A 17,138-nucleotide genomic window follows, 5' to 3' on the forward strand; every position below is an offset into this window, starting at 1 on the left:
AGGCGTCAGCGCTTCGAGAACTGCGGGGCCTTGCGAGCCTTGCGCAGGCCGTACTTCTTCCGCTCCTTGACACGCGGGTCGCGCGTCAGGAGCCCGGCCCGCTTGAGTGCAGGCCGCTGCTCGGGGTCCAGTTCGAGGATCGCGCGGGCAACCCCCAGGCGCAGTGCACCGGACTGCCCCGTCGTACCCCCGCCCTCGACGCGCGCAATCACGCTGTAGCGGCCTTCCATCCCGGCCACCCGGAGCGGGTCCATGATCCTCATGCGCTGCACGCGGGACGTGACGTAATTGTCGAAGGTGCGGTCGTTGACCGTGATGGTTCCGTCCCCGGGAAGGACCCTCACGCGCGCGACGGCGCCCTTGCGCCGTCCTGTTCCCCAACCGATGCGATCCGCCACGTCTCCTACGCCTCCTTGTTATCACTGGATTCGGGAGCCGCGCCCGCGAAAGCGGGGGCTCCGCGATGGCCGGCCGCCAGCGTCGCCGGCAGCGGCTCGGGCTTCTGGGCCTCGTGTGGATGCTCGGGGCCGCGGTAGACCTTCAGCTTGCGGATCTGCTGGCGGCCCAGCCGCCTCTTCGGGAGCATTCCCCAGACGGCCTTCTCAACCGCCCGTTCCGGATGCGTCTGAAGGAGCTTGCCGTACTCGATCGACCTCAGCCCCCCCGGATACCCGGAGTGGCGGTGGAACAGCTTCTTCTCCAGCTTGTTGCCGGTCAGCTTGATCTTCTCCGCGTTCACCACGATGACGAAGTCGCCCGTGTCCAGGTGCGGCGTGAACTGAGGCTTGTGCTTGCCCCTCAGCACGACGGCGATCTGCGTCGCCAGTCGTCCCAGCACCTGGTCGGTCGCGTCGACGACGTACCAGTGCCGCGGCACTTCTCCTGGCTTGGCCGAGTAGGTCTTCATGGTCCCTTCCTTCAGATCGTCGCGGGCTGAGGCACGGAAGCCCACGGCCACGCCGCGGCCGCGCGCCGGGGCCAGGGGGCATCCTCGTAAAGCACCTCGGTCAGAGTCAAGCCGCGGGCGGGGGCGACGTTGCCGGCTCCCGCACGGCTGCGCGACTCGAGCAGCTGCTCCATCCAAGACAGAGGCCTGCGTCCCGAAGCCACCTCGAGGGCCGAGCCCATGATGCTCCGCACCATCTGGTGCAGGAAAGCGTTGGCGGACAGCCGGCACATGACCAGCGACCCGGACCTGCGGCAGGACGCCTCCACGACCGTCCGGACCGGTGACTGATCGTCGCGGATCCGGGCAAAGGAACTGAAGTCATGCGTGCCGACGATGGACGCCAGAGCCTCCGCGAGCAGGTCGTCGTCGAGAGTGCGTGGCTCCCAGATCGAGAACCGGTCCATGAGGGGGTTGCGGACGTCGGCGTTCCATAGCAGGTAGACGTAGGTCCGGCCACGCGCTGAGTGCCTGGCGTGAAAGCCCTCCGGCCCCTGCTGCGCGTCCTCGAGGCTCAGATCGGACGGCAGCAGGCCCGCGGCCCCGCGCAGGATCCGCTCGGCGTCGGCCTCCGGATCCTCGAACGACACGACCTGGCCCGTCGCGTGGACGCCGGCGTCGGTGCGGCCGGCAGCGGCGATACGGACTTCCCGTCCGAGGACCTGCTCCAGCGCGGACTCGATCTCACCCTGGACAGTCCGCACGCCCGGCTGGACCTGGAATCCGGCGAAGGCGGTGCCGTCGTAGGAGACGAGCAGCCTCACGAGGGACAAGATCAGTCCTCCTTGCCCGGCTGGTCTACGAACTCGACGATGGCCATGGGGGCGGCGTCGCCGCGGCGGTAGCCGAGCTTCAGGATGCGGGTGTAGCCGCCCGGCCGTTCCCCCACCCTGGGGGCGACCTCGGCGAAAAGACGGTGCACGATCCCCTTGTCACGCAGCTCCGACAGCACCATCCGTCTGGAGTGGACGTCACCGCGGCGGGCCTTCGTGATCAGGTTCTCCACAAAGGGGCGCAGCCGCTTGGCTTTCGTGTGCGTGGTCACGATCCTGCCGTGCTCGATGAGCGACCGGGAGAGGTTGCGCATGATGGCGCGCTCATGGGAGGCACTGCCTCCCATCCGGGGACCGCGTGTGGGGGCCGCCATGCTACAGCCCCTTCTCCTTGAGCCCCAGGCCCATCTCCTTGAGCTTCTCGTCGACTTCGACCACCGACTTCTCCCCGAAGTTGCGGATGTCCATGAGGTCTTCCATCGAGTACTCCAGCAGCTGGCCCAGCGTGTTGATCCCCTCGCGCTTGAGGCAGTTGAGCGCCCGGACCGAAAGGTCCAGCTGCTCCACGGGGCGTTCCGTATCGACGCGGGGGCCGGGACCGGCCTGCTTTTCGTCGCGTCGTTCCGCCCCCTCCTCGAGCTCGTCGAACAGGCCGACCAGCTGTCCGAGGTGGCGCGCCGCGTGCATGGTCGCCTCCTTCGGCGCCACAGCGCCGTTCGTCTCGACCTCCAGCACGAGCCGGTCGTAGTTGGTCATCTGCTCGACCCGCGTGTGCTCAACGACGTACGTCACGCGCCGGACCGGCGAGAACATGGCGTCCACGAGAATCTCACCGATGACGTCCCGGCCGGCCATGCGGTCGGCCACCTGGTAGCCACGGCCACGGGAGACGGTCAGCTCGATGTCGAGCTTCCCCTTGGTGTTCAGCGAGGCGATGTGGGAGTCGCGGTTGATGATCTCGACCCCAGCCGGGGCCTCTATGTCGCCGGCCACGACTTCCTTCGCGCCGCGGGCACGCAGGTGAAGCGAGGCAGTCGCCTCGTCGCCCTCGAGCCGAACGACCACGTCCTTCAGGTTGAGGACGATGTCGGTGACGTCCTCCTTGACGCCGGCGACGGTGGTGAACTCGTGGAGCACGCCGTCGATCTTGGCGGCCGTGATGGCCGCCCCTGGGACCGAAGAAAGCAAAGTCCGGCGCATGGCGTTTCCGAGCGTGTAGCCGAACCCCGGCTCGAGCGGCTCGATCACGAACTTCGAGATCGACTCCGAGACGGGTTCCTCTGAAACGGTCGCCCTGGCAATCGTGAGCACAAAGCCTCCTTATGCGTAAGAAGCGAAACTGCCCGCGGATCTACCGCGAGTAGAACTCGACGATGAACGACTCCTTGACGGGGACGTCGATCTCGCCTCGCTCGGGCAGGGAGGTCACCTTGGCCTCCATGCGTGAGTAGTCAGCCGAGACCCAGGAGGGGACCGTTCGCGACTGCGCACGCTCGGTTGCTTCCTGGACCCGGACGATTCCCCGGGACTTCTCCTTCACGGAGACGACGTCCCCGGGTCGGCACAAAAAGGACGGGATGTTCGTGAGACGCCCGTTGACAAGGACGTGACGGTGCAGGACCAGCTGCCGGGCGTCGTCACGCGAGTGGGCGAACCCGGCCCGGTACACGACGTTGTCCAAGCGGCGCTCCAGAATCCGGAGCAGGTTCTCACCGGTGGCGCCCTTCTGGCGGGCAGCCACGCCGTAATAGCCACGGAACTGCTTCTCCAGCACGCCGTAGATCCGGCGCGCCTTCTGCTTCTCACGCAGCCGCTCCAGGTACGGCGATGCCTTGCCGGCGCGCCGGCGGCCGTGCTGGCCCGGCGGGATCGGACGCTTTTCGATGGGGCACTTGGGGGTCTCGCACTTGCTGCCCTTGAGATACAGCTTGATCCCCTCGCGCCGGCAGTGCCTGCAGTCGGCCTCCGCGTATCTGGCCATGGCTACACCCTCCGCCGCTTGCGGGGACGGCACCCGTTGTGGGGCACCGGCGTCACATCGGTGATGCTGGCGACCTCGAGGCCGGCGGCCTGCAGCGCCCGAATGGCCGTCTCGCGTCCGGAGCCGGGGCCCTTGACGAAGACGTCCACTCGCCGCATGCCGTGCTCCATCGCCTTGCGCGCGGCGGCCTCGGCCGCCAGCTGCGCCGCGAACGGAGTCGACTTGCGGGAACCCTTGAAGCCGACGGTGCCGCCCGTCGACCAGGAGACCACACCACCCTCGGGATCCGTGATCGCGATGGTCGTGTTGTTGAAGCTGGACTTTATGTGGGCCTCGCCGGCGGCGATGTTCTTTCGCTCGCGCCGCTTTACGCGCTCGCCGACACCCTTCTTCTTCGCAGTCACCCGTTACCGCTCCCGTCCGGACGCCACTGGGACTATCCCTTCTTGCCGACCTTCTTCTTCTTGGCCCCCACCGTCTTGCGGGGACCCTTGCGCGTGCGGGCGTTGGTCTGAGTGCGCTGTCCCCGGACAGGCAGTCCGAGGACGTGCCTCATGCCCTGGTAGGACCCGATCTCGATCTTTCGGCGGATGTTCTCCTGAACCTCCCGCCGCAACTCGCCCTCGACCTTCACGTTTACGTCGATCCACTGCCTGATCCGGGCGACCTCCTCGTCGCTCAGGTCGCGTACCTTGGCCGCGGGATCGATGTTCGCGCGCTCGCAGATCTGCTTCGCCTTCACGTTGCCCACACCGAAGATGTAGGTCAGGGACACGTCCGCGCGCTTGTCGCGCGGCAGGTCGACCCCCGCGATACGTGCCAAATCAGGCCCCCTGGCGCTGCTTGTGGCGCGGGTTCTCGCAGATCACGAGAACCCGGCCGTGCCGGCGGATGACCTTGCACTTGTCACACATCTTCTTCACGGACGCGCGAACCTTCACTACGCCTGCTTTCTGTCGGTTTCAAGCTCTCGCCCTAGGCCCGGACGCGCGAACGCGGCCGTACCCTTGCCGGGGCGGCGAACGGCAAGTTTAGCGTAGTCGGCCCCCTGCGTCGACCGCCGCTCAGGGCAGGGTGAGCACAAGCGGATCACCGTCGGTCACTGCGACCGAGTGCTCGAAGTGGGCGGACAGGGACCGGTCCGCGGTCACGACCGTCCACTCATCGGCGAGTACCTCCGTCTCCCACCCCCCGGCGTTGACCATCGGCTCGATCGCCAGCGCCATGCCGGGCTCCAGCTTCGGCCCCCGGCCGGGCGCGCCATAGTTCGGGATCTGTGGCTCCTCGTGCAGGTTGCGCCCGAGCCCGTGCCCCACGTACTCGCGGACCACGGTGAACCCCGCCCCCTCGGCGACCTGCTGCACGGCGTGCGAGATGTCGGACAGCCGCTGCCCGGGCCTCACCTGGCGGATGCCGGCCCACAGCGACTCCTCGGTGGCTTTGAGCAGCCCCTGGACCTCCTCGGGCGGGGACTCCCCCGCGTAGAAGGTGGCGGCCGAGTCGGCGTGGTACCCGTCGTGGATCGCCCCGACGTCGATCTTCACCAGGTCCCCCTCCTCGATGCGGCGCGGACCCGGGATCCCGTGGACGACCTCTTCGTTGATCGAGATGCAGACGCTGCCGGGAAAGCCGCGGTACCCCTTGAACGAAGGCACGCAGCCGGCTGCGCGGATGACCTTCTCGACGACCGCGTCGACCTCGGACGTCCGGACACCCGGCCTCACGTGCTCCCGCGCCGCCTGAAGCGCGGTGGCCACCACCTTGCCGGCCGAACGCATCCGGTCGAGCTCGTCCGGCGACTTCTTGATGATCACGGTGTCGCGCCGGCCATCAAGGACCCGCCTCGATGGCCTTGTCTATCCGTTCGGAGACGAGCTCCATGCCGTCCATGCCGTCCACCGTCACCACCAGACCCTGCTTGTCGTAGTGGTGGATCAGCTCCTCGGTGTCGCGGTGGTACACCTCGAGCCTGTGCATCACGGTGTCCGGCTGATCGTCGGTCCTGGTCACAAGGGGGGAACCGTCGTCGTCGCACTTCTCGTCGTCGGCCGGCGGGTTGTAGATCATGTGGTACGGGTGCTGGCAGACGGGACACATCCGCCGTCCCGTCAGGCGCCGGACGACCTCCTCGTCGGTCGCCGTGAGGTGCACCACGATGTCCAGCGGCCTGCTCGCCTCTTGCAGCGCCAGGTCCAGCGCCCCGGCCTGCGTGACCGTGCGGGGGAAACCGTCCAGGACGAAGTGTTCCGCGTCCGCAGAGTCGATCCGGGCGGATATGAAATGGATCATCAGCTCGTCGGGGACGAGGTCGCCGCGCTCCACATAGTCCCGGACCTGGTCGCCCACAACGGAGTGGTCGGCCATGGCCTGGCGCAGGAGCTCGCCCGACGCGATGTGGGGGACCCCCAGGCGCTCGGCGAGACGCCGGGCCTGGGTGCCCTTCCCCGCGCCAGGAGGGCCCACCATCAGCAGCCGCACGATAGGCATCCTTTTCGGCGAGGCGGTGTCGGGCGCTACTTGAGGAAGCCCTCGTAGTTGCGCATGAGGAGCTGGGACTCGATCTGTCGCATGGTCTCGAGCGCCACACCCACCGCGATCAGTATCGTCGTCCCGCCGAACGGGAACGTCTGCGCGGGCAGTCCCGTGATGACGGCTATGACGGATGGGACCACCGCAACCAGCGCGAGAAAGAGGCTTCCGGGGACCGTGAGCCGCGTGAGGACCTTGTTCAGATACTCGGCGGTCGGGCGGCCGGGTCGAATCCCGGGGATAAAGCCGCCGTACTTGCGGATGTAGTCCGCCTGCTGCGTCGGGTTGAACGTGATCGCCACGTAGAAGAACGTGAACAGCAGGATGAGGATGGCGTAAAGGACGATGTACGGCACCGTGGCCGGGTTGACGAACCACCTCTCGACGAACTCGCGCATCCCCTTCCAGGGGGCGGCGCTGGAGACCAGCACGGGGATGTACAGAACAGAGGACGCGAAGATGATCGGGATGACACCGGCCTGGTTGACCTTGATCGGTATGTAGGTGGACCCGCCCCCGGTCATCCTGCGTCCGACGATCCGTTTCGCGTACTGGACCGGGATTCGGCGCTGGCCCTGCTCGACGAGCACGATTGCCACCACGATCATCAGCCCGATCAAAAGGAAGATGACGGACCCGATGATCTTCAACTGCTCGTAGACCGCGGCGCCCTGGCCCGGGAGCCCGGCGATGATCCCGGCAAAGATCAGCAGCGACATGCCGTTGCCTATGCCGCGCTGGGTTATGAGCTCACCCAGCCACATGATCAGGCCGGTGCCCGCGGTCAGCGTCAGGACGATGAGCGCCACCCTCGGTGGAGTGAAGTTAGGGACGACATCCGCCCCCACCGGGGAGTTCTCCGGGCTGTGGAACAGGAACACGAGGCCCGTCGACTGGATCAGGGCCAGGACGATCGTCAGGTAACGCGTGAACTTCGTGATCTGCCGGTGACCGACCTCGCCCTGCTTCTGCCACTCCTCGAGCCGGGGGATGACCACGGCGAGCAGCTGCATGATGATCGAGGACGTGATGTACGGCATGATGCCCAGCGCGAAGATGGCGAAGTTGGTGAGCGCCCCTCCCGAGAACAGGTTCAGGAAAGCGGCGACTCCTCCGACCTGCTGGCGCTGCTCGATCTGGCGGTTCAGCGTCGCCAGGTCGATCCCAGGGACGGGGATGTGGGCGCCGAGCCTGAAGACGGCCAGGATGAAGAAGGTGAAAAGCAGCTTGCGCCTGAGATCCGGGACCTTGAACGCGTTGCGCAGCGCCGTCAGCACGTCCTAGATCACCTCGGCCGTGCCGCCCGCATGCTGAATCTTGTCGACGGCCTGCTTTGAGAACGCGTTGGCGCGGATCGTCAGGGACTTGCTGATGTCGCCTTGGCCGAGGACCTTCACGGGCATCCGCTTCCGAACGAGCCCCCGCCGGCGCAGCTCGTCGGGGTCGATCACAGACCCGCCCTCGAACGCGCTTTCGAGCCGGGCCAGGTTGACCACAGCGTATTCCACGCGGTTTCTGGAAGTGAACCCGCCCCACTTGGGCAAACGGCGCTGCAGGGGCATTTGACCTCCGGCGAAAGCAGCGGGAACCTGCCCGCGCGCCTTCGTGCCCTTCATTCCGCGTCCCGAGGTCTTGCCGAGTCCGGAGGACTCGCCGCGACCAACTCTCTTGGACCTGTGCGTCGCCCCCTTGGCGGGGCGGAGGTCGTGAATCTTCATGAGCTCCCTCCGGACTCGCCGTTCTCGGGCTCGACCTTGACCAGGTGCCTGACCTTGAAAGCCATCCCGCGCAGCGACGGGGTGTCCTCATGCACGACGCTCTGCCCGATCTTGCGCAGGCCCAGCGAGCGAACGGTTCTGCGCTGGCCGTCGGGACACCCGATGACGCTTCGGAACTGTGTGATACGGATCCTGGGCATCACGAACCGTCTTTCGCGGGCTCGGCGCCGTCGCCTGCGGGCTGCGGCTCCGACGCGGCTTCGGGAGCCGCGCCCTTGGTCTTCGCCGCTTCCATCCGGCGCAGCATGACCCTGGGAGCCACCTGCTCGAGTGACTTGCCCCGCACCCTGGCGACCTCCTCTGGACGACGCAGCGACTTGAGGCCCTCCATCGTCGCGTGAACCACGTTGATCGGATTGTTCGTGCCGAGGATCTTCGCCAGGCAGTCCTCTACCCCCGCACACTCCAGCACGGCGCGAACCGGTCCCCCAGCGATGACCCCCGTACCCGGGGCCGCAGGCTTGAGCATCACGCGTGCCGCTCCGTGGGCGCCGATGACCTCGTGGGGGATGGTCGCGCCGATCATCGGGACGGTGAACATCGACCGCTTCGCGTACTCCTTGGCCTTGTCGATCGCCGCGGGCACCTCCTTGGCCTTGCCGTAGCCCATGCCGACGCGGCCCGCCTTGTCGCCGACGACCATCGTCGCGGTGAAGGAGAACCGGCGGCCGCCCTTCTGGACCTTGGCGACCCTGTTGGGCCGTCCGATCAGTCTGTCCTCGAGCTGAGGACGTCCGTCATCGGCCTGGTCGCGGTCGCGTCGGCGTCCTCGCCCGGCATCTGATCTGCGTTGCGCGCTCAGAACTGCAACCCTCCCTCACGTGCCCCTTCGGCCAGGGCTGCGACCCTGCCGTGGTAGGCATAGCCGCCTCTGTCGAACGCGACCTTCTCGACCCCCGCCGCCTTGGCTCTCTCGGCCACGATCGACCCTACTCGCTTGGCCGACTCTGCTTTGCGGGCCTGCTCCCCGCGCAGCGAAGCATCCAGCGACGAGGCCGAGGCGAGCGTACGTCCGGCCACGTCGTCGATCACCTGGGCGTAGATGTGCCGGGCAGACCGGAAAACCACGAGGCGCGGGCGCTCGGGCATGCCGAGAACCCTCTTGCGGACCCGCCGATGCCGCCGGACGCGTGACAGCCGGCGCTCCTGGGCCTTGTTGCGCGCGGACAGGGCACCGGCCATTACTTCGCCGCCTTTCCGGCCTTGCGCCTGACGTACTCGCCTTCGTAGCGGATCCCCTTGCCCTTGTAGGGCTCCACGGGACGGATCTTCCTGACTGTGGCGGCGACCTGTCCCACGAGCTCCTTGGAGGCACCCTTCACGATCACCAGGTTCTGGACCGGCGGAGTGCCGCCGGGGGGGCCCGGCTGCACCTCGAAAGTGATGCCCTCGGGTGCATCGACCCGCACGGGATGCGAAAAGCCCAGCTGCATGGTCAGGTCCTTGCCGTCCATGGCGGCCCGGTACCCGACTCCCCTCAGCTCGAGGACCTTTTGAAACCCTTGCGAGACCCCTTGCACGGCGTTGGCCACCAGGGCCCTGGCCAGTCCGTGGAAAGCCCGCTCGCGGCGGGCGTCAGACGACCGCGTCACAGTCAGCGTGTCGTCCTCACGCACGACCTGCACGACGTCCGGGAACTTCGCCTGCTGCTCTCCCAGAGGGCCGCGCGCGGTGACAACGCCGGGCTCGATCCGCAGCTCGACGCCGTCCGGGATTTGAATGGGCATCCTGCCTATCCGACTCATCTCACCAGACCTCACACAGGACTTCGCCGCCGATACGTGAGCGGCGTGCTTCGCGATCAACCATCAGACCGCGGGAGGTGGACAGTATGGCCACCCCGAGTCCGCCCTGCACCTTGCGGACCTCGTCCCACCCGGCGTACACACGCAGGCCCGGCTTGGAGACCCTGCGCAGCCCCAGAATGACCGGCTTGCGATCGGGGGTGTACTTCAGCGTGACCCGCAACTTCCCCTGCACCGCGGACGGCTCGATCTGGACGTCGGTCAGGTAACCCTCCTGCATCAAAATCTCCGCAATCCGCGCCTTGACGCTCGAATGCGGAAGCACCACCTCCGCGTGCCGGGCGTGAAGCCCGTTGCGGATGCGGGTCAGCAGGTCGCCGATCGGGTCGCTTATGACGCCTGTGCCCATTACCAGCTCGCTTTCCGCATGCCCGGGATCTCACCCGCGTGGCAAAGCTCGCGGATGCAGATTCTGCACAGCTCCAGCTTGCGGTAGACCGACCTCGGCCTGCCGCAACGCCGGCAGCGCGTGTACTTGCGCACCTTAAAGCGCGGCTCTTTCTCGAACGTCTTCACGTACAGCGATTTGCGCGTCATCTGGGTCCTTATCCGGCCTGGGCCTGGGCTTGGGCCTCGGCTCGAGCCCGGAAGGGGAAGCCGAGCTCCTTCAGGAGCTGGTAGCCCTCCTCGTTCTCCCGCGCCGTGGTCACGCAAGTGATGTCCATGCCCAGCTGCCGCTCGATCTTGTCGTACTCGATCTCGGGAAAAATCAATTGCTCGGTGACGCCCATCGTGTAGTTGCCCTGACCATCGAAGGACTGGGGGTTCAGTCCTCTGAAGTCCCGGATGCGGGGAAGGGCGATCGACAGCAGCCGGTCCAGGAATTCCCACATCCGGGGGCCCCGAAGGGTCACCTTCGCCCCGATGGGCATCCCCGCGCGGAGCTTAAAGCCGGCGATGGACTTGCGAGCGTGCGTAACCACCGGCTTCTGCCCCGCGACCACCTGCAGGTCGCGCACGGCGAGCTCGATGATGCGCGGATCGCGCACGGCCTCACCCAGGCCCATATTGAGGACGATCTTCTCCAGCCGCGGAACCTGCATCGGGTTGGAGTACCCGAAGCGTTCCATCAACACGGGAACGATGTCCTCGCGGTATCGACTGCGCAGCCTAGGCTCGTACGTGTCGGGGGCCGGCTGGAACGAGGGGGCGTCGCGCTTGCGATCCTGCGCGGACTGTCCGCCGCCCTTGCCTCCCTTGCCCTTCCCCTGCGGAGCCTGAGCGCTCTTCTTGGTGTCCTTGGCCATGTCCTACAGCTCCCCGCCGCACTTACGGCAGACCCTGACGTGGAGTCCGTCCTCCTGGACGTTGTGACCGACCCTGGTCGGCCCGCAGGACGGACACAGCACCTGCACGTTGGAGATCGCTATGGCCGCCTCGCGCTCCACGATCCCACCCTCCTGGCCCGACCGGCCGCGCGCGGGACGCAGCTTCATGTGGCGCTTGGTCAGGTTCACGCCCTCCACGAGGATCCGGGCCTCACGGGGGATCACCTTGAGGACCCGGCCCTGCTTGCCCCGGTCCTTCCCGGTCATGACCCGGACCTGGTCTCCACGCTTGACGGTCAGCTTCACTACAGCACCTCCGGCGCGAGCGAGACGATCCGCATGAACTTCCGCTCGCGCAATTCTCTGGCGACCGGGCCGAAGATGCGGGTCCCCTTGGGGTTGCCCGCCTCGTCGATGATGACGATCGCGTTGTCGTCGAACTTGATGTACGAGCCGTCCTGGCGCCGGGACTCCTTGACGCAGCGGACGACGACGCCCTTGATGACCGATCCCTTTGAGACCGATGCTCCGGGAACCGCGTCCTTGACGGTCCCCACAATGATGTCACCAAGGCGCGCGTAGCGCTTGCCCGACCCGCCGAGCACGCGGATCACGAGCACCTGGCGCGCGCCGGTGTTGTCGGCCACCCGGACCCTCGTCTCCTGCTGGATCACTCACGCGCCCTTTCCACGACCTCGACCACACGCCACCGCTTGAGCTTCGACAGCGGACGCGTCTCAGCGATCCGGACGACATCGCCTACCCTGCAGCTGTTTTCCGGGTCGTCGGCGTAGAACTTCTCTACGCGCCTGACGGCCTTCGAGTAGAGCGCGTGCTGGCCGGTAGTGCGCACCCGCACCACTACCGTCTTGTCCATGGCGTTGGAGACCACGTGTCCGGTCCGGACCCTGCGCATGCCCCGCTCCTGAGGCTCGGTCATGCCCCACCTCCGGTCCACTCCTGGATCTCCCTTTCGCGAAGCACCGTCCGGACGCGCGCGACGTCCTGCTTGACGATGCGCATCCGCCGGTGGTTGTCCAACTGGCCCGTGGCCAGTTGGAAGCGCAGGTTGAAGAGCTCCTCCTTGAGCTCGCGCAGCCTGTCCTCCAGCTCCTCGGTCGCCAGGTCACGGACTTGCATTGGCTTCATATGGGCAGCTCCCCTCGCCGCAGGAACCGGCACCGAAGCGGCAGCTTGTGCGCGGCGAGTCTGAGCGCTTCGCGGGCGACGTCCTCCGGGACGCCGGCCAGCTCGAACAGCACTCGCCCCGGCCGGACGACTGCCACCCAGATCTCGGGGTTGCCCTTTCCGGACCCCATTCGGGTCTCGGCCGCCTTTTTCGTGCGGGGACGGTCGGGGAAAATGTTCACCCAGACCTTGCCTCCGCGCTTGATGTACCGGGTCATGGCGATACGAGCCGCCTCGATCTGACGGTTCGTCAGAAAGCCCGGCTCCAGCGCCTGCAGGCCCCACTCGCCGAACGCCACCGTCACCCCGCCTTTGGGGTGAGAGCGCAGCTTCGGCCTGTGCTGCTTGCGGTGCTTGACCTTCTTCGGCATCAACATGAGCGGCTACCCCTCGCTTCCTGCGGAAGTCTCAGGCGCGGGCTGCGCGGGTTCGGACTGGGCCGGCGCCGCATCGGCGGGTGCCGACTGCACGGGAGCCGAGGTCTCCTCGACGGGCCTGCGCGGCCTGCCGCCCCCGCGTCTGCGGACCCTCTCCTGGGCTGCCTTGCGGATGCGCTCCTCCTCCGGCTTGGGAAGGATCTGGCCCTTGTAGATCCAGACCTTCACCCCGATGCGGCCGTACTTGGTGCGGGACTCGTAGAAGCCGTAGTCGATGTCCGCGCGCAGGGTGGTGAGCGGGACCTGGCCGTCGCGGTCGGCGACGGTCCGGGCCATCTCGGCTCCCGCAAGGCGTCCGGAGCACTGCACCTTCACGCCTTTGGCGCCGAAGCGCATGGCCTCTCCGACCGCGCGCTTCATCGCCTTGCGGAACTGGACCCGTCCCGCGATCTGCTCCGCGATGACCTGGGCGAGCAGAGGCGCCTCCAGTTGAGGCAGTTTGATCTCCAGCGCGTCGACGCGCACCTCGGCGGCCCCCGTCATCTTCTGGATGCGCTCCTTGAGGTGCTCGACCTCCGCTCCACGCCGGCCGATGACGATCCCGGGACGGGCGGTGTGAATGTCCACACGCACGCGGTCGCGGGTCCGCTCGATCTCAACTCGGGAGATCCCCGCCTGCGGGAGCTCCTTCTGGATGAACTGCCTGATGCGCAGATCCTCGTGCAGGTAGAGCTTGTACTGCTTGCGGTCCGCGAACCAGCGCGACTTCCAGTCGGTCGTCACGCCGAGCCGGAACCCGTAGGGGTTGACCTTCTGGCCCATTAGGACTCCTCTCCAGCTGCGCGGACGACGACGGTGACGTGGCTGCGGCGCTTGCGGATCCGGCCGGCCCGGCCGTAGGCCTTGGGCCTCCAGCGCTTGTAGGTCGGTCCCTCGTCCACGAACGCGCGGTAGACGAACAGACGGTCCTCCGGCAGGTGAAAGTTGTTAACGGCGTTGGCTGCGGCCGAGTCCAGAACCTTGAGCAGCACCCTGGAACCACGCAGCGGGGAGAACGCCAGCAGGCGGCGTGCCTCGAGCAGCGGCTTGCCGCGCATCAGGTCGGCCGACCGCCGGATCTTGGACGGCGACATGGCGACGAACTTCGCCACCGCCTTGCCCTCGCGTGTGTTCTCTTCGAGCCTTCTGGCCATCTATCTCGTCCTCGATGACTTCTCGGTGGCGCCGTGGCGCCGGTAGGTCCGGGTGGGGGCGAATTCGCCGAGCTTGTGTCCGACCATCGCCTCCGTCACGAACACCGGGACGTGCTTGCGCCCGTCGTGGACCGCGATCGTATGCCCCACCATGTCGGGGGTGATCGTGGACCGACGCGACCACGTCCTGATCACGCGGCGGTCGTTGCGGTCGTTGAGCAGCGACACCTTGCGTGCCAGGTGCTCGTCTACGAAGGGTCCTTTTTTGAGGCTTCTCGGCATGTTGGCTCCAGCGGCTACTTGCGCCGCTTCTTCTCCCGCCTTCGGACGATGAACGTGCTCGATGTCTTGCGCTTCTGACGCGTCCGCCGCTCCGGCTGTCCCCACGGGGTGGAGGCCGGACGTCCGCCGGACGCCTTGCCCTCGCCGCCTCCGTGGGGGTGGTCGACGGGGTTCATGGCCACTCCTCGCACCTTGGGCCGCCGGCCCTTCCACCTGTTGCGCCCGGCCTTGCCCAGCGAGACCAGCTCGTGCTCCGTGTTGCCGACCTGCCCGACCGTGGCCTTGCACTGCGCGTGGACCAGCCGGATCTCCCCGGAGGGCATCCGCAGGTTTGCGTAGCCCTTCTCCTTGGCCATGAGCTGGACGCTGGTCCCAGCGGAACGGGCGATCCGCCCGCCCTGTCCGGGGACAAGCTCCACGTTGTGGATCACGGTTCCGTCCGGTATCCGCGCCAGCGGCAGCGAGTTGCCGGGCTTGATCTCGGCCCCCGTCCCGGACTGCACCATGGCACCTGCGCGCAGGCCGTCGGGCGCAAGGATGTATCGCTTTTCGCCGTCGGCGTAGTGCAGCAGCGCGATGCGGGCCGACCGGTTCGGGTCGTATTCGATCGCCGCGACCTTCGCCGGGATCCCATCCTTGTTGCGCCTGAAATCGATGATCCGGTAGCTGCGCTTGTTGCCGCCGCCACGCCGGCGCGACGTGATGCGGCCGTGCGCGTTGCGCCCCCCGGTCTTCGGCAGAGGGACGGTGAGAGCCTTTTCGGGCCTCTTGGTCGATATGCCCTCGTAGGTCGCGACGGTCTGGAACCGGCGTCCTGAGGATGTGGGCTTTCGCTGTCTGATGGGCATCGGCTATCCCGTGTTGAAAATCTCGATCTTCTCGCCGGGCGCCAGGGTGACGACTGCCCGGCGGGTGTCCCGGCGCTGTCCTTGGACGAGGTGGCGGCGCACCATCTTCCCGCGGCGCTTCACCGTGTTGACCTGCTTGACGTGAACGCCCCAGATCGTCTCGACGGCGCGGCGGATGTCCGGCTTGGTGGCCTTGGCCGCGACCACGAACGTGTACTTGCCGCCCTCGGCCGCCGCGTAGGACTTCTCCGAGACGACGGGCCGGATGATGACGTCCCTCGCTTCAAGGCTCATGACGCCTCCTCCGGCGCGGGAGCCGTGCGCCGGCCGGGAAGATCGGCGGCTCTCTGCTGAAACGCCTCCACGGCCGTGCGCGTGAAGACGATGCTGTCGTGGCGCAGAACGTCGTAGACGTTCAGCTGGGTCTCGTCGATGCAGTGCGACCGTGCCAGGTTGCGGAAAGCCACCGCCGTAAGGACCTGGGAGGAGTCCACGACCACGAGAACCTTGCCCTGAACGCTCCAGGCGCCCAGGGCGGCGGCCGCCCGGCGGGTCTTGGGAACCTCGAACGGCGGGTCCGCGACCACGAACAGACCCCCGGACGACATCCTGGACGACAGCGCGGACCTCAGGGCCAGCGCCTTCATCTTCTTGGGGACCGACACGGCGTGCGATCGCGGCTTCGGACCGAACACGGTCCCGCCGCCCTTCCACTGCGGCTCGCGGGTCGAACCGTGACGCGCGCGTCCGGTGCCCTTCTGGCGCCATGGCTTTTTGCCGCCCCCGCTGACCTCCGCCCGGGTCTTGGTGGAATGGGTCCCGCTGCGGGCAGCGGCGAGCTGGGCCGTCACGACCTGGTGCATCAGCGGCACGTTCACCTTCGCCGCGAAGATCTCGTCGGACAGCTCGATCTGCTCCGCGCTGGACCCGTCCTCAGCCAGTAGTGGGACGTTCACCGCTTCCCCCTCACCGAGGACCGGACGATGACAAGCCCGCCGTTGGGACCGGGCACGGCTCCCTTGACGAGCAGAAGGTTTCGCTCGGCGTCGACCTTCACGACGGGCAGGTTCAGGACCGTCACGCGCTCGTGGCCGTACCGCCCCGGCAGCTTCAAGCCCTTGAACACACGGGCGGGGGTCGAGCCGCCGCCGACGGACCCGGGTGTGCGGTGCTTGCGCTCCGTGCCGTGGCTCGCGGGGGCGCCTCCGAAATTGTGGCGCTTGTAAACACCGGAAAAGCCCTTGCCTTTGGACGTCCCAACCACGTCGACCTGTTCGCCCTGCTCGAAGACGTCCGCTCGCAGCTCCTGGCCCACGGAGAAGACCGAAGGATCCGCCACCCGCAACTCGACCAGATGGCGGTGGCCGTCCAGCCCCGCCTTGCGGAGGTGTCCGGCCTCCGGCTTGTTCAGCTTGCGGTCCGGGATCTCGTCGAACGCCAGCTGGACCGCGGAGTAGCCGTCGCGCTCAGGGGTGCGCAGCTGCGCGACCCGGCACGGGCCGACCTGCACCACCGTGACGGGCAGCGCGCGGGCAGCCTCGTCGAAGACCTGGGTCATGCCCAGCTTCCGCCCGATGATTCCCTTGGTCACGGTAGGCATGGCGATCAGCGGGCACCCGCACCTGCGAGCTTGATCTCGATGTCCACGCCCGCCGGCAGATCCAGGCGCGTCAGGTCCTCGATCGTGCGGGGGGTCGGGTCTATCACGTCGATCAGCCGCTTGTGGGTGCGCATCTCGAAGTGCTCCCGCGAGTCCTTGTCCTTGTGCGGTGACCGGATGAGGCAGATGATCCCCCGCTCCGTCGGCAGAGGCACCGGGCCCGACACGCGCGCGCCGGAGCGCAGCACCGTGTCGACGATGCGCTTGGCCGAAAGGTCGACGACCTCGTGGTCGAAGGCCTTCAGCTTGATCCTGATTCGTTGCTGCGGGGGTGCCATCGCTGCCGTTGCCGCCTCTTCTCGCTCGCTCGCCGGACAGTAGTCACGGGGGCCGCGGGGCCCCGTGACTGGCTACTTGATGATCTTGGTAACTCGGCCCGCACCCACGGTGCGGCCGCCTTCACGGATGGCGAAGCGCTGGCCCTCCTCCATGGCGATGGGGGTGATCAGCTCCACGTCCATCTCGGTGTTGTCTCCGGGCATGACCATCTCCACTCCCTCCTGCAGGGTG

33 protein-coding genes and 1 pseudogene are annotated in these 17,138 nt (G+C 67.3%); all 34 read right to left on the minus strand.

Features of this window, described 5'->3' with window-relative positions:
- Positions 1–5: 5 nt before the first annotated feature.
- On the minus strand, positions 6–398 hold the full coding sequence (gene rpsI / locus VNE62_10725; GenBank protein ID HVE92752.1) for a 30S ribosomal protein S9: 393 nt from the start codon (positions 396–398) through the stop codon (positions 6–8).
- A 5-nt stretch (positions 399–403) separates the two neighbouring features.
- Positions 404–907, minus strand: coding sequence for a 50S ribosomal protein L13 (rplM, locus tag VNE62_10730; protein HVE92753.1), 504 nt, complete (start codon positions 905–907; stop codon positions 404–406).
- Between the two features lie 11 nt (positions 908–918).
- The gene (gene truA / locus VNE62_10735) at positions 919–1,710 is read right to left on the minus strand and encodes a tRNA pseudouridine(38-40) synthase TruA (protein ID HVE92754.1); all 792 of its coding nucleotides are present in this window, start codon (positions 1,708–1,710) and stop codon (positions 919–921) included.
- A 32-nt stretch (positions 1,711–1,742) separates the two neighbouring features.
- Positions 1,743–2,093: pseudogene (rplQ, locus tag VNE62_10740) on the minus strand (50S ribosomal protein L17).
- 1 nt (position 2,094) lies between these two features.
- Positions 2,095–3,030, minus strand: coding sequence for a DNA-directed RNA polymerase subunit alpha (locus tag VNE62_10745; protein ID HVE92755.1), 936 nt, complete (start codon positions 3,028–3,030; stop codon positions 2,095–2,097).
- Between the two features lie 40 nt (positions 3,031–3,070).
- Positions 3,071–3,700, minus strand: a complete 630-nt coding sequence (rpsD, locus tag VNE62_10750; protein ID HVE92756.1) for a 30S ribosomal protein S4 — start codon at positions 3,698–3,700, stop codon at positions 3,071–3,073.
- A gap of 2 nt (positions 3,701–3,702) precedes the next feature.
- Positions 3,703–4,104 (minus strand): 30S ribosomal protein S11, encoded by a 402-nt coding sequence (rpsK, locus tag VNE62_10755; protein HVE92757.1) that lies wholly within the window; start codon positions 4,102–4,104, stop codon positions 3,703–3,705.
- Positions 4,105–4,136: 32 nt separating this feature from the next.
- A complete protein-coding gene (rpsM, locus tag VNE62_10760; GenBank protein ID HVE92758.1) occupies positions 4,137–4,523 on the minus strand; it encodes a 30S ribosomal protein S13 in 387 nt (128 codons plus the stop codon).
- Between the two features lies 1 nt (position 4,524).
- The gene (rpmJ, locus tag VNE62_10765; GenBank protein HVE92759.1) at positions 4,525–4,641 is read right to left on the minus strand and encodes a 50S ribosomal protein L36; all 117 of its coding nucleotides are present in this window, start codon (positions 4,639–4,641) and stop codon (positions 4,525–4,527) included.
- Between the two features lie 123 nt (positions 4,642–4,764).
- Positions 4,765–5,514, minus strand: coding sequence for a type I methionyl aminopeptidase (map, locus tag VNE62_10770; GenBank protein ID HVE92760.1), 750 nt, complete (start codon positions 5,512–5,514; stop codon positions 4,765–4,767).
- 16 nt (positions 5,515–5,530) lie between these two features.
- Positions 5,531–6,178 (minus strand): adenylate kinase, encoded by a 648-nt coding sequence (locus tag VNE62_10775; GenBank protein ID HVE92761.1) that lies wholly within the window; start codon positions 6,176–6,178, stop codon positions 5,531–5,533.
- A 35-nt stretch (positions 6,179–6,213) separates the two neighbouring features.
- Complete coding sequence (gene secY, locus VNE62_10780; GenBank protein HVE92762.1) at positions 6,214–7,506, minus strand: preprotein translocase subunit SecY; 1,293 nt, start codon at positions 7,504–7,506, stop codon at positions 6,214–6,216.
- A gap of 3 nt (positions 7,507–7,509) precedes the next feature.
- On the minus strand, positions 7,510–7,947 hold the full coding sequence (rplO, locus tag VNE62_10785) for a 50S ribosomal protein L15 (GenBank protein ID HVE92763.1): 438 nt from the start codon (positions 7,945–7,947) through the stop codon (positions 7,510–7,512).
- Entirely contained in the window at positions 7,944–8,147 is a 204-nt protein-coding gene (gene rpmD / locus VNE62_10790) for a 50S ribosomal protein L30 (protein ID HVE92764.1), read from the minus strand. The genes rplO and rpmD overlap by 4 nt, the downstream gene beginning before the upstream one ends.
- Positions 8,147–8,809: a 30S ribosomal protein S5 gene (rpsE, locus tag VNE62_10795; GenBank protein HVE92765.1), complete on the minus strand. Its 663-nt coding sequence runs from the start codon at positions 8,807–8,809 to the stop codon at positions 8,147–8,149. Before rpsE ends, rpmD begins: the two co-directional genes overlap by 1 nt.
- Positions 8,806–9,189, minus strand: coding sequence for a 50S ribosomal protein L18 (gene rplR, locus VNE62_10800; protein ID HVE92766.1), 384 nt, complete (start codon positions 9,187–9,189; stop codon positions 8,806–8,808). Before rplR ends, rpsE begins: the two co-directional genes overlap by 4 nt.
- On the minus strand, positions 9,189–9,752 hold the full coding sequence (rplF, locus tag VNE62_10805; protein ID HVE92767.1) for a 50S ribosomal protein L6: 564 nt from the start codon (positions 9,750–9,752) through the stop codon (positions 9,189–9,191). Before rplF ends, rplR begins: the two co-directional genes overlap by 1 nt.
- 1 nt (position 9,753) lies before the next feature.
- Positions 9,754–10,161, minus strand: coding sequence for a 30S ribosomal protein S8 (gene rpsH / locus VNE62_10810; GenBank protein HVE92768.1), 408 nt, complete (start codon positions 10,159–10,161; stop codon positions 9,754–9,756).
- Positions 10,161–10,349: a type Z 30S ribosomal protein S14 gene (locus VNE62_10815; protein ID HVE92769.1), complete on the minus strand. Its 189-nt coding sequence runs from the start codon at positions 10,347–10,349 to the stop codon at positions 10,161–10,163. The genes rpsH and VNE62_10815 overlap by 1 nt, the downstream gene beginning before the upstream one ends.
- An 8-nt stretch (positions 10,350–10,357) precedes the next feature.
- On the minus strand, positions 10,358–11,059 hold the full coding sequence (rplE, locus tag VNE62_10820; GenBank protein ID HVE92770.1) for a 50S ribosomal protein L5: 702 nt from the start codon (positions 11,057–11,059) through the stop codon (positions 10,358–10,360).
- Positions 11,060–11,062: 3 nt separating this feature from the next.
- Positions 11,063–11,380 carry a 50S ribosomal protein L24 gene (gene rplX / locus VNE62_10825; protein ID HVE92771.1) on the minus strand — a complete coding sequence of 106 codons (318 nt, stop codon included), beginning with the start codon at positions 11,378–11,380 and terminating at the stop codon, positions 11,063–11,065.
- A gap of 5 nt (positions 11,381–11,385) precedes the next feature.
- Complete coding sequence (gene rplN, locus VNE62_10830) at positions 11,386–11,754, minus strand: 50S ribosomal protein L14 (GenBank protein ID HVE92772.1); 369 nt, start codon at positions 11,752–11,754, stop codon at positions 11,386–11,388.
- A complete protein-coding gene (gene rpsQ / locus VNE62_10835) occupies positions 11,751–12,020 on the minus strand; it encodes a 30S ribosomal protein S17 (GenBank protein HVE92773.1) in 270 nt (89 codons plus the stop codon). The genes rplN and rpsQ overlap by 4 nt, the downstream gene beginning before the upstream one ends.
- Positions 12,017–12,229 (minus strand): 50S ribosomal protein L29, encoded by a 213-nt coding sequence (gene rpmC / locus VNE62_10840; protein ID HVE92774.1) that lies wholly within the window; start codon positions 12,227–12,229, stop codon positions 12,017–12,019. The genes rpsQ and rpmC overlap by 4 nt, the downstream gene beginning before the upstream one ends.
- Positions 12,226–12,645 carry a 50S ribosomal protein L16 gene (rplP, locus tag VNE62_10845; protein ID HVE92775.1) on the minus strand — a complete coding sequence of 140 codons (420 nt, stop codon included), beginning with the start codon at positions 12,643–12,645 and terminating at the stop codon, positions 12,226–12,228. Before rplP ends, rpmC begins: the two co-directional genes overlap by 4 nt.
- Before the next feature lie 6 nt (positions 12,646–12,651).
- Entirely contained in the window at positions 12,652–13,467 is an 816-nt protein-coding gene (gene rpsC / locus VNE62_10850) for a 30S ribosomal protein S3 (GenBank protein HVE92776.1), read from the minus strand.
- On the minus strand, positions 13,467–13,838 hold the full coding sequence (rplV, locus tag VNE62_10855) for a 50S ribosomal protein L22 (GenBank protein HVE92777.1): 372 nt from the start codon (positions 13,836–13,838) through the stop codon (positions 13,467–13,469). The genes rpsC and rplV overlap by 1 nt, the downstream gene beginning before the upstream one ends.
- A complete protein-coding gene (gene rpsS, locus VNE62_10860) occupies positions 13,839–14,120 on the minus strand; it encodes a 30S ribosomal protein S19 (protein HVE92778.1) in 282 nt (93 codons plus the stop codon).
- Positions 14,121–14,134: 14 nt separating this feature from the next.
- Complete coding sequence (rplB, locus tag VNE62_10865; GenBank protein ID HVE92779.1) at positions 14,135–14,968, minus strand: 50S ribosomal protein L2; 834 nt, start codon at positions 14,966–14,968, stop codon at positions 14,135–14,137.
- A 3-nt stretch (positions 14,969–14,971) separates the two neighbouring features.
- Positions 14,972–15,262, minus strand: a complete 291-nt coding sequence (gene rplW, locus VNE62_10870) for a 50S ribosomal protein L23 (GenBank protein ID HVE92780.1) — start codon at positions 15,260–15,262, stop codon at positions 14,972–14,974.
- Positions 15,259–15,924 carry a 50S ribosomal protein L4 gene (gene rplD / locus VNE62_10875; GenBank protein ID HVE92781.1) on the minus strand — a complete coding sequence of 222 codons (666 nt, stop codon included), beginning with the start codon at positions 15,922–15,924 and terminating at the stop codon, positions 15,259–15,261. The genes rplW and rplD overlap by 4 nt, the downstream gene beginning before the upstream one ends.
- Complete coding sequence (gene rplC, locus VNE62_10880; protein HVE92782.1) at positions 15,921–16,568, minus strand: 50S ribosomal protein L3; 648 nt, start codon at positions 16,566–16,568, stop codon at positions 15,921–15,923. Before rplC ends, rplD begins: the two co-directional genes overlap by 4 nt.
- Positions 16,569–16,573: 5 nt before the next feature.
- The gene (rpsJ, locus tag VNE62_10885) at positions 16,574–16,906 is read right to left on the minus strand and encodes a 30S ribosomal protein S10 (protein ID HVE92783.1); all 333 of its coding nucleotides are present in this window, start codon (positions 16,904–16,906) and stop codon (positions 16,574–16,576) included.
- A 72-nt stretch (positions 16,907–16,978) separates the two neighbouring features.
- The coding region (locus VNE62_10890) for an elongation factor Tu (protein ID HVE92784.1) at positions 16,979–17,138 on the minus strand (160 nt) is incomplete at its 5' end.

This window comes from Actinomycetota bacterium (assembly GCA_035536535.1).
Classification (GTDB): Bacteria; Actinomycetota; JAICYB01; order JAICYB01; family JAICYB01; genus DATLNZ01.

What these genes read in the sequence shown, in the direction of transcription:
- rplM (HVE92753.1), bottom strand. Translation starts at nt 907, where the DNA reads ATGAAGACCTACTCGGCCAAGCCAGGAGAAGTGCCGCGGCACTGGTAC.
- rpsD (HVE92756.1), bottom strand. Translation starts at nt 3,700, where the DNA reads ATGGCCAGATACGCGGAGGCCGACTGCAGGCACTGCCGGCGCGAGGGG.
- rplO (HVE92763.1), bottom strand. Translation starts at nt 7,947, where the DNA reads ATGAAGATTCACGACCTCCGCCCCGCCAAGGGGGCGACGCACAGGTCC.
- rpmD (HVE92764.1), bottom strand. Translation starts at nt 8,147, where the DNA reads ATGCCCAGGATCCGTATCACACAGTTCCGAAGCGTCATCGGGTGTCCC.
- rplR (HVE92766.1), bottom strand. Translation starts at nt 9,189, where the DNA reads ATGGCCGGTGCCCTGTCCGCGCGCAACAAGGCCCAGGAGCGCCGGCTG.
- rplF (HVE92767.1), bottom strand. Translation starts at nt 9,752, where the DNA reads ATGAGTCGGATAGGCAGGATGCCCATTCAAATCCCGGACGGCGTCGAG.
- rpsH (HVE92768.1), bottom strand. Translation starts at nt 10,161, where the DNA reads ATGGGCACAGGCGTCATAAGCGACCCGATCGGCGACCTGCTGACCCGC.
- VNE62_10815 (HVE92769.1), bottom strand. Translation starts at nt 10,349, where the DNA reads ATGACGCGCAAATCGCTGTACGTGAAGACGTTCGAGAAAGAGCCGCGC.
- rplE (HVE92770.1), bottom strand. Translation starts at nt 11,059, where the DNA reads ATGGCCAAGGACACCAAGAAGAGCGCTCAGGCTCCGCAGGGGAAGGGC.
- rpsQ (HVE92773.1), bottom strand. Translation starts at nt 12,020, where the DNA reads ATGACCGAGCCTCAGGAGCGGGGCATGCGCAGGGTCCGGACCGGACAC.
- rpmC (HVE92774.1), bottom strand. Translation starts at nt 12,229, where the DNA reads ATGAAGCCAATGCAAGTCCGTGACCTGGCGACCGAGGAGCTGGAGGAC.
- rplP (HVE92775.1), bottom strand. Translation starts at nt 12,645, where the DNA reads ATGTTGATGCCGAAGAAGGTCAAGCACCGCAAGCAGCACAGGCCGAAG.
- rpsC (HVE92776.1), bottom strand. Translation starts at nt 13,467, where the DNA reads ATGGGCCAGAAGGTCAACCCCTACGGGTTCCGGCTCGGCGTGACGACC.
- rplV (HVE92777.1), bottom strand. Translation starts at nt 13,838, where the DNA reads ATGGCCAGAAGGCTCGAAGAGAACACACGCGAGGGCAAGGCGGTGGCG.
- rpsS (HVE92778.1), bottom strand. Translation starts at nt 14,120, where the DNA reads ATGCCGAGAAGCCTCAAAAAAGGACCCTTCGTAGACGAGCACCTGGCA.
- rplB (HVE92779.1), bottom strand. Translation starts at nt 14,968, where the DNA reads ATGCCCATCAGACAGCGAAAGCCCACATCCTCAGGACGCCGGTTCCAG.
- rplW (HVE92780.1), bottom strand. Translation starts at nt 15,262, where the DNA reads ATGAGCCTTGAAGCGAGGGACGTCATCATCCGGCCCGTCGTCTCGGAG.
- rplC (HVE92782.1), bottom strand. Translation starts at nt 16,568, where the DNA reads ATGCCTACCGTGACCAAGGGAATCATCGGGCGGAAGCTGGGCATGACC.
- rpsJ (HVE92783.1), bottom strand. Translation starts at nt 16,906, where the DNA reads ATGGCACCCCCGCAGCAACGAATCAGGATCAAGCTGAAGGCCTTCGAC.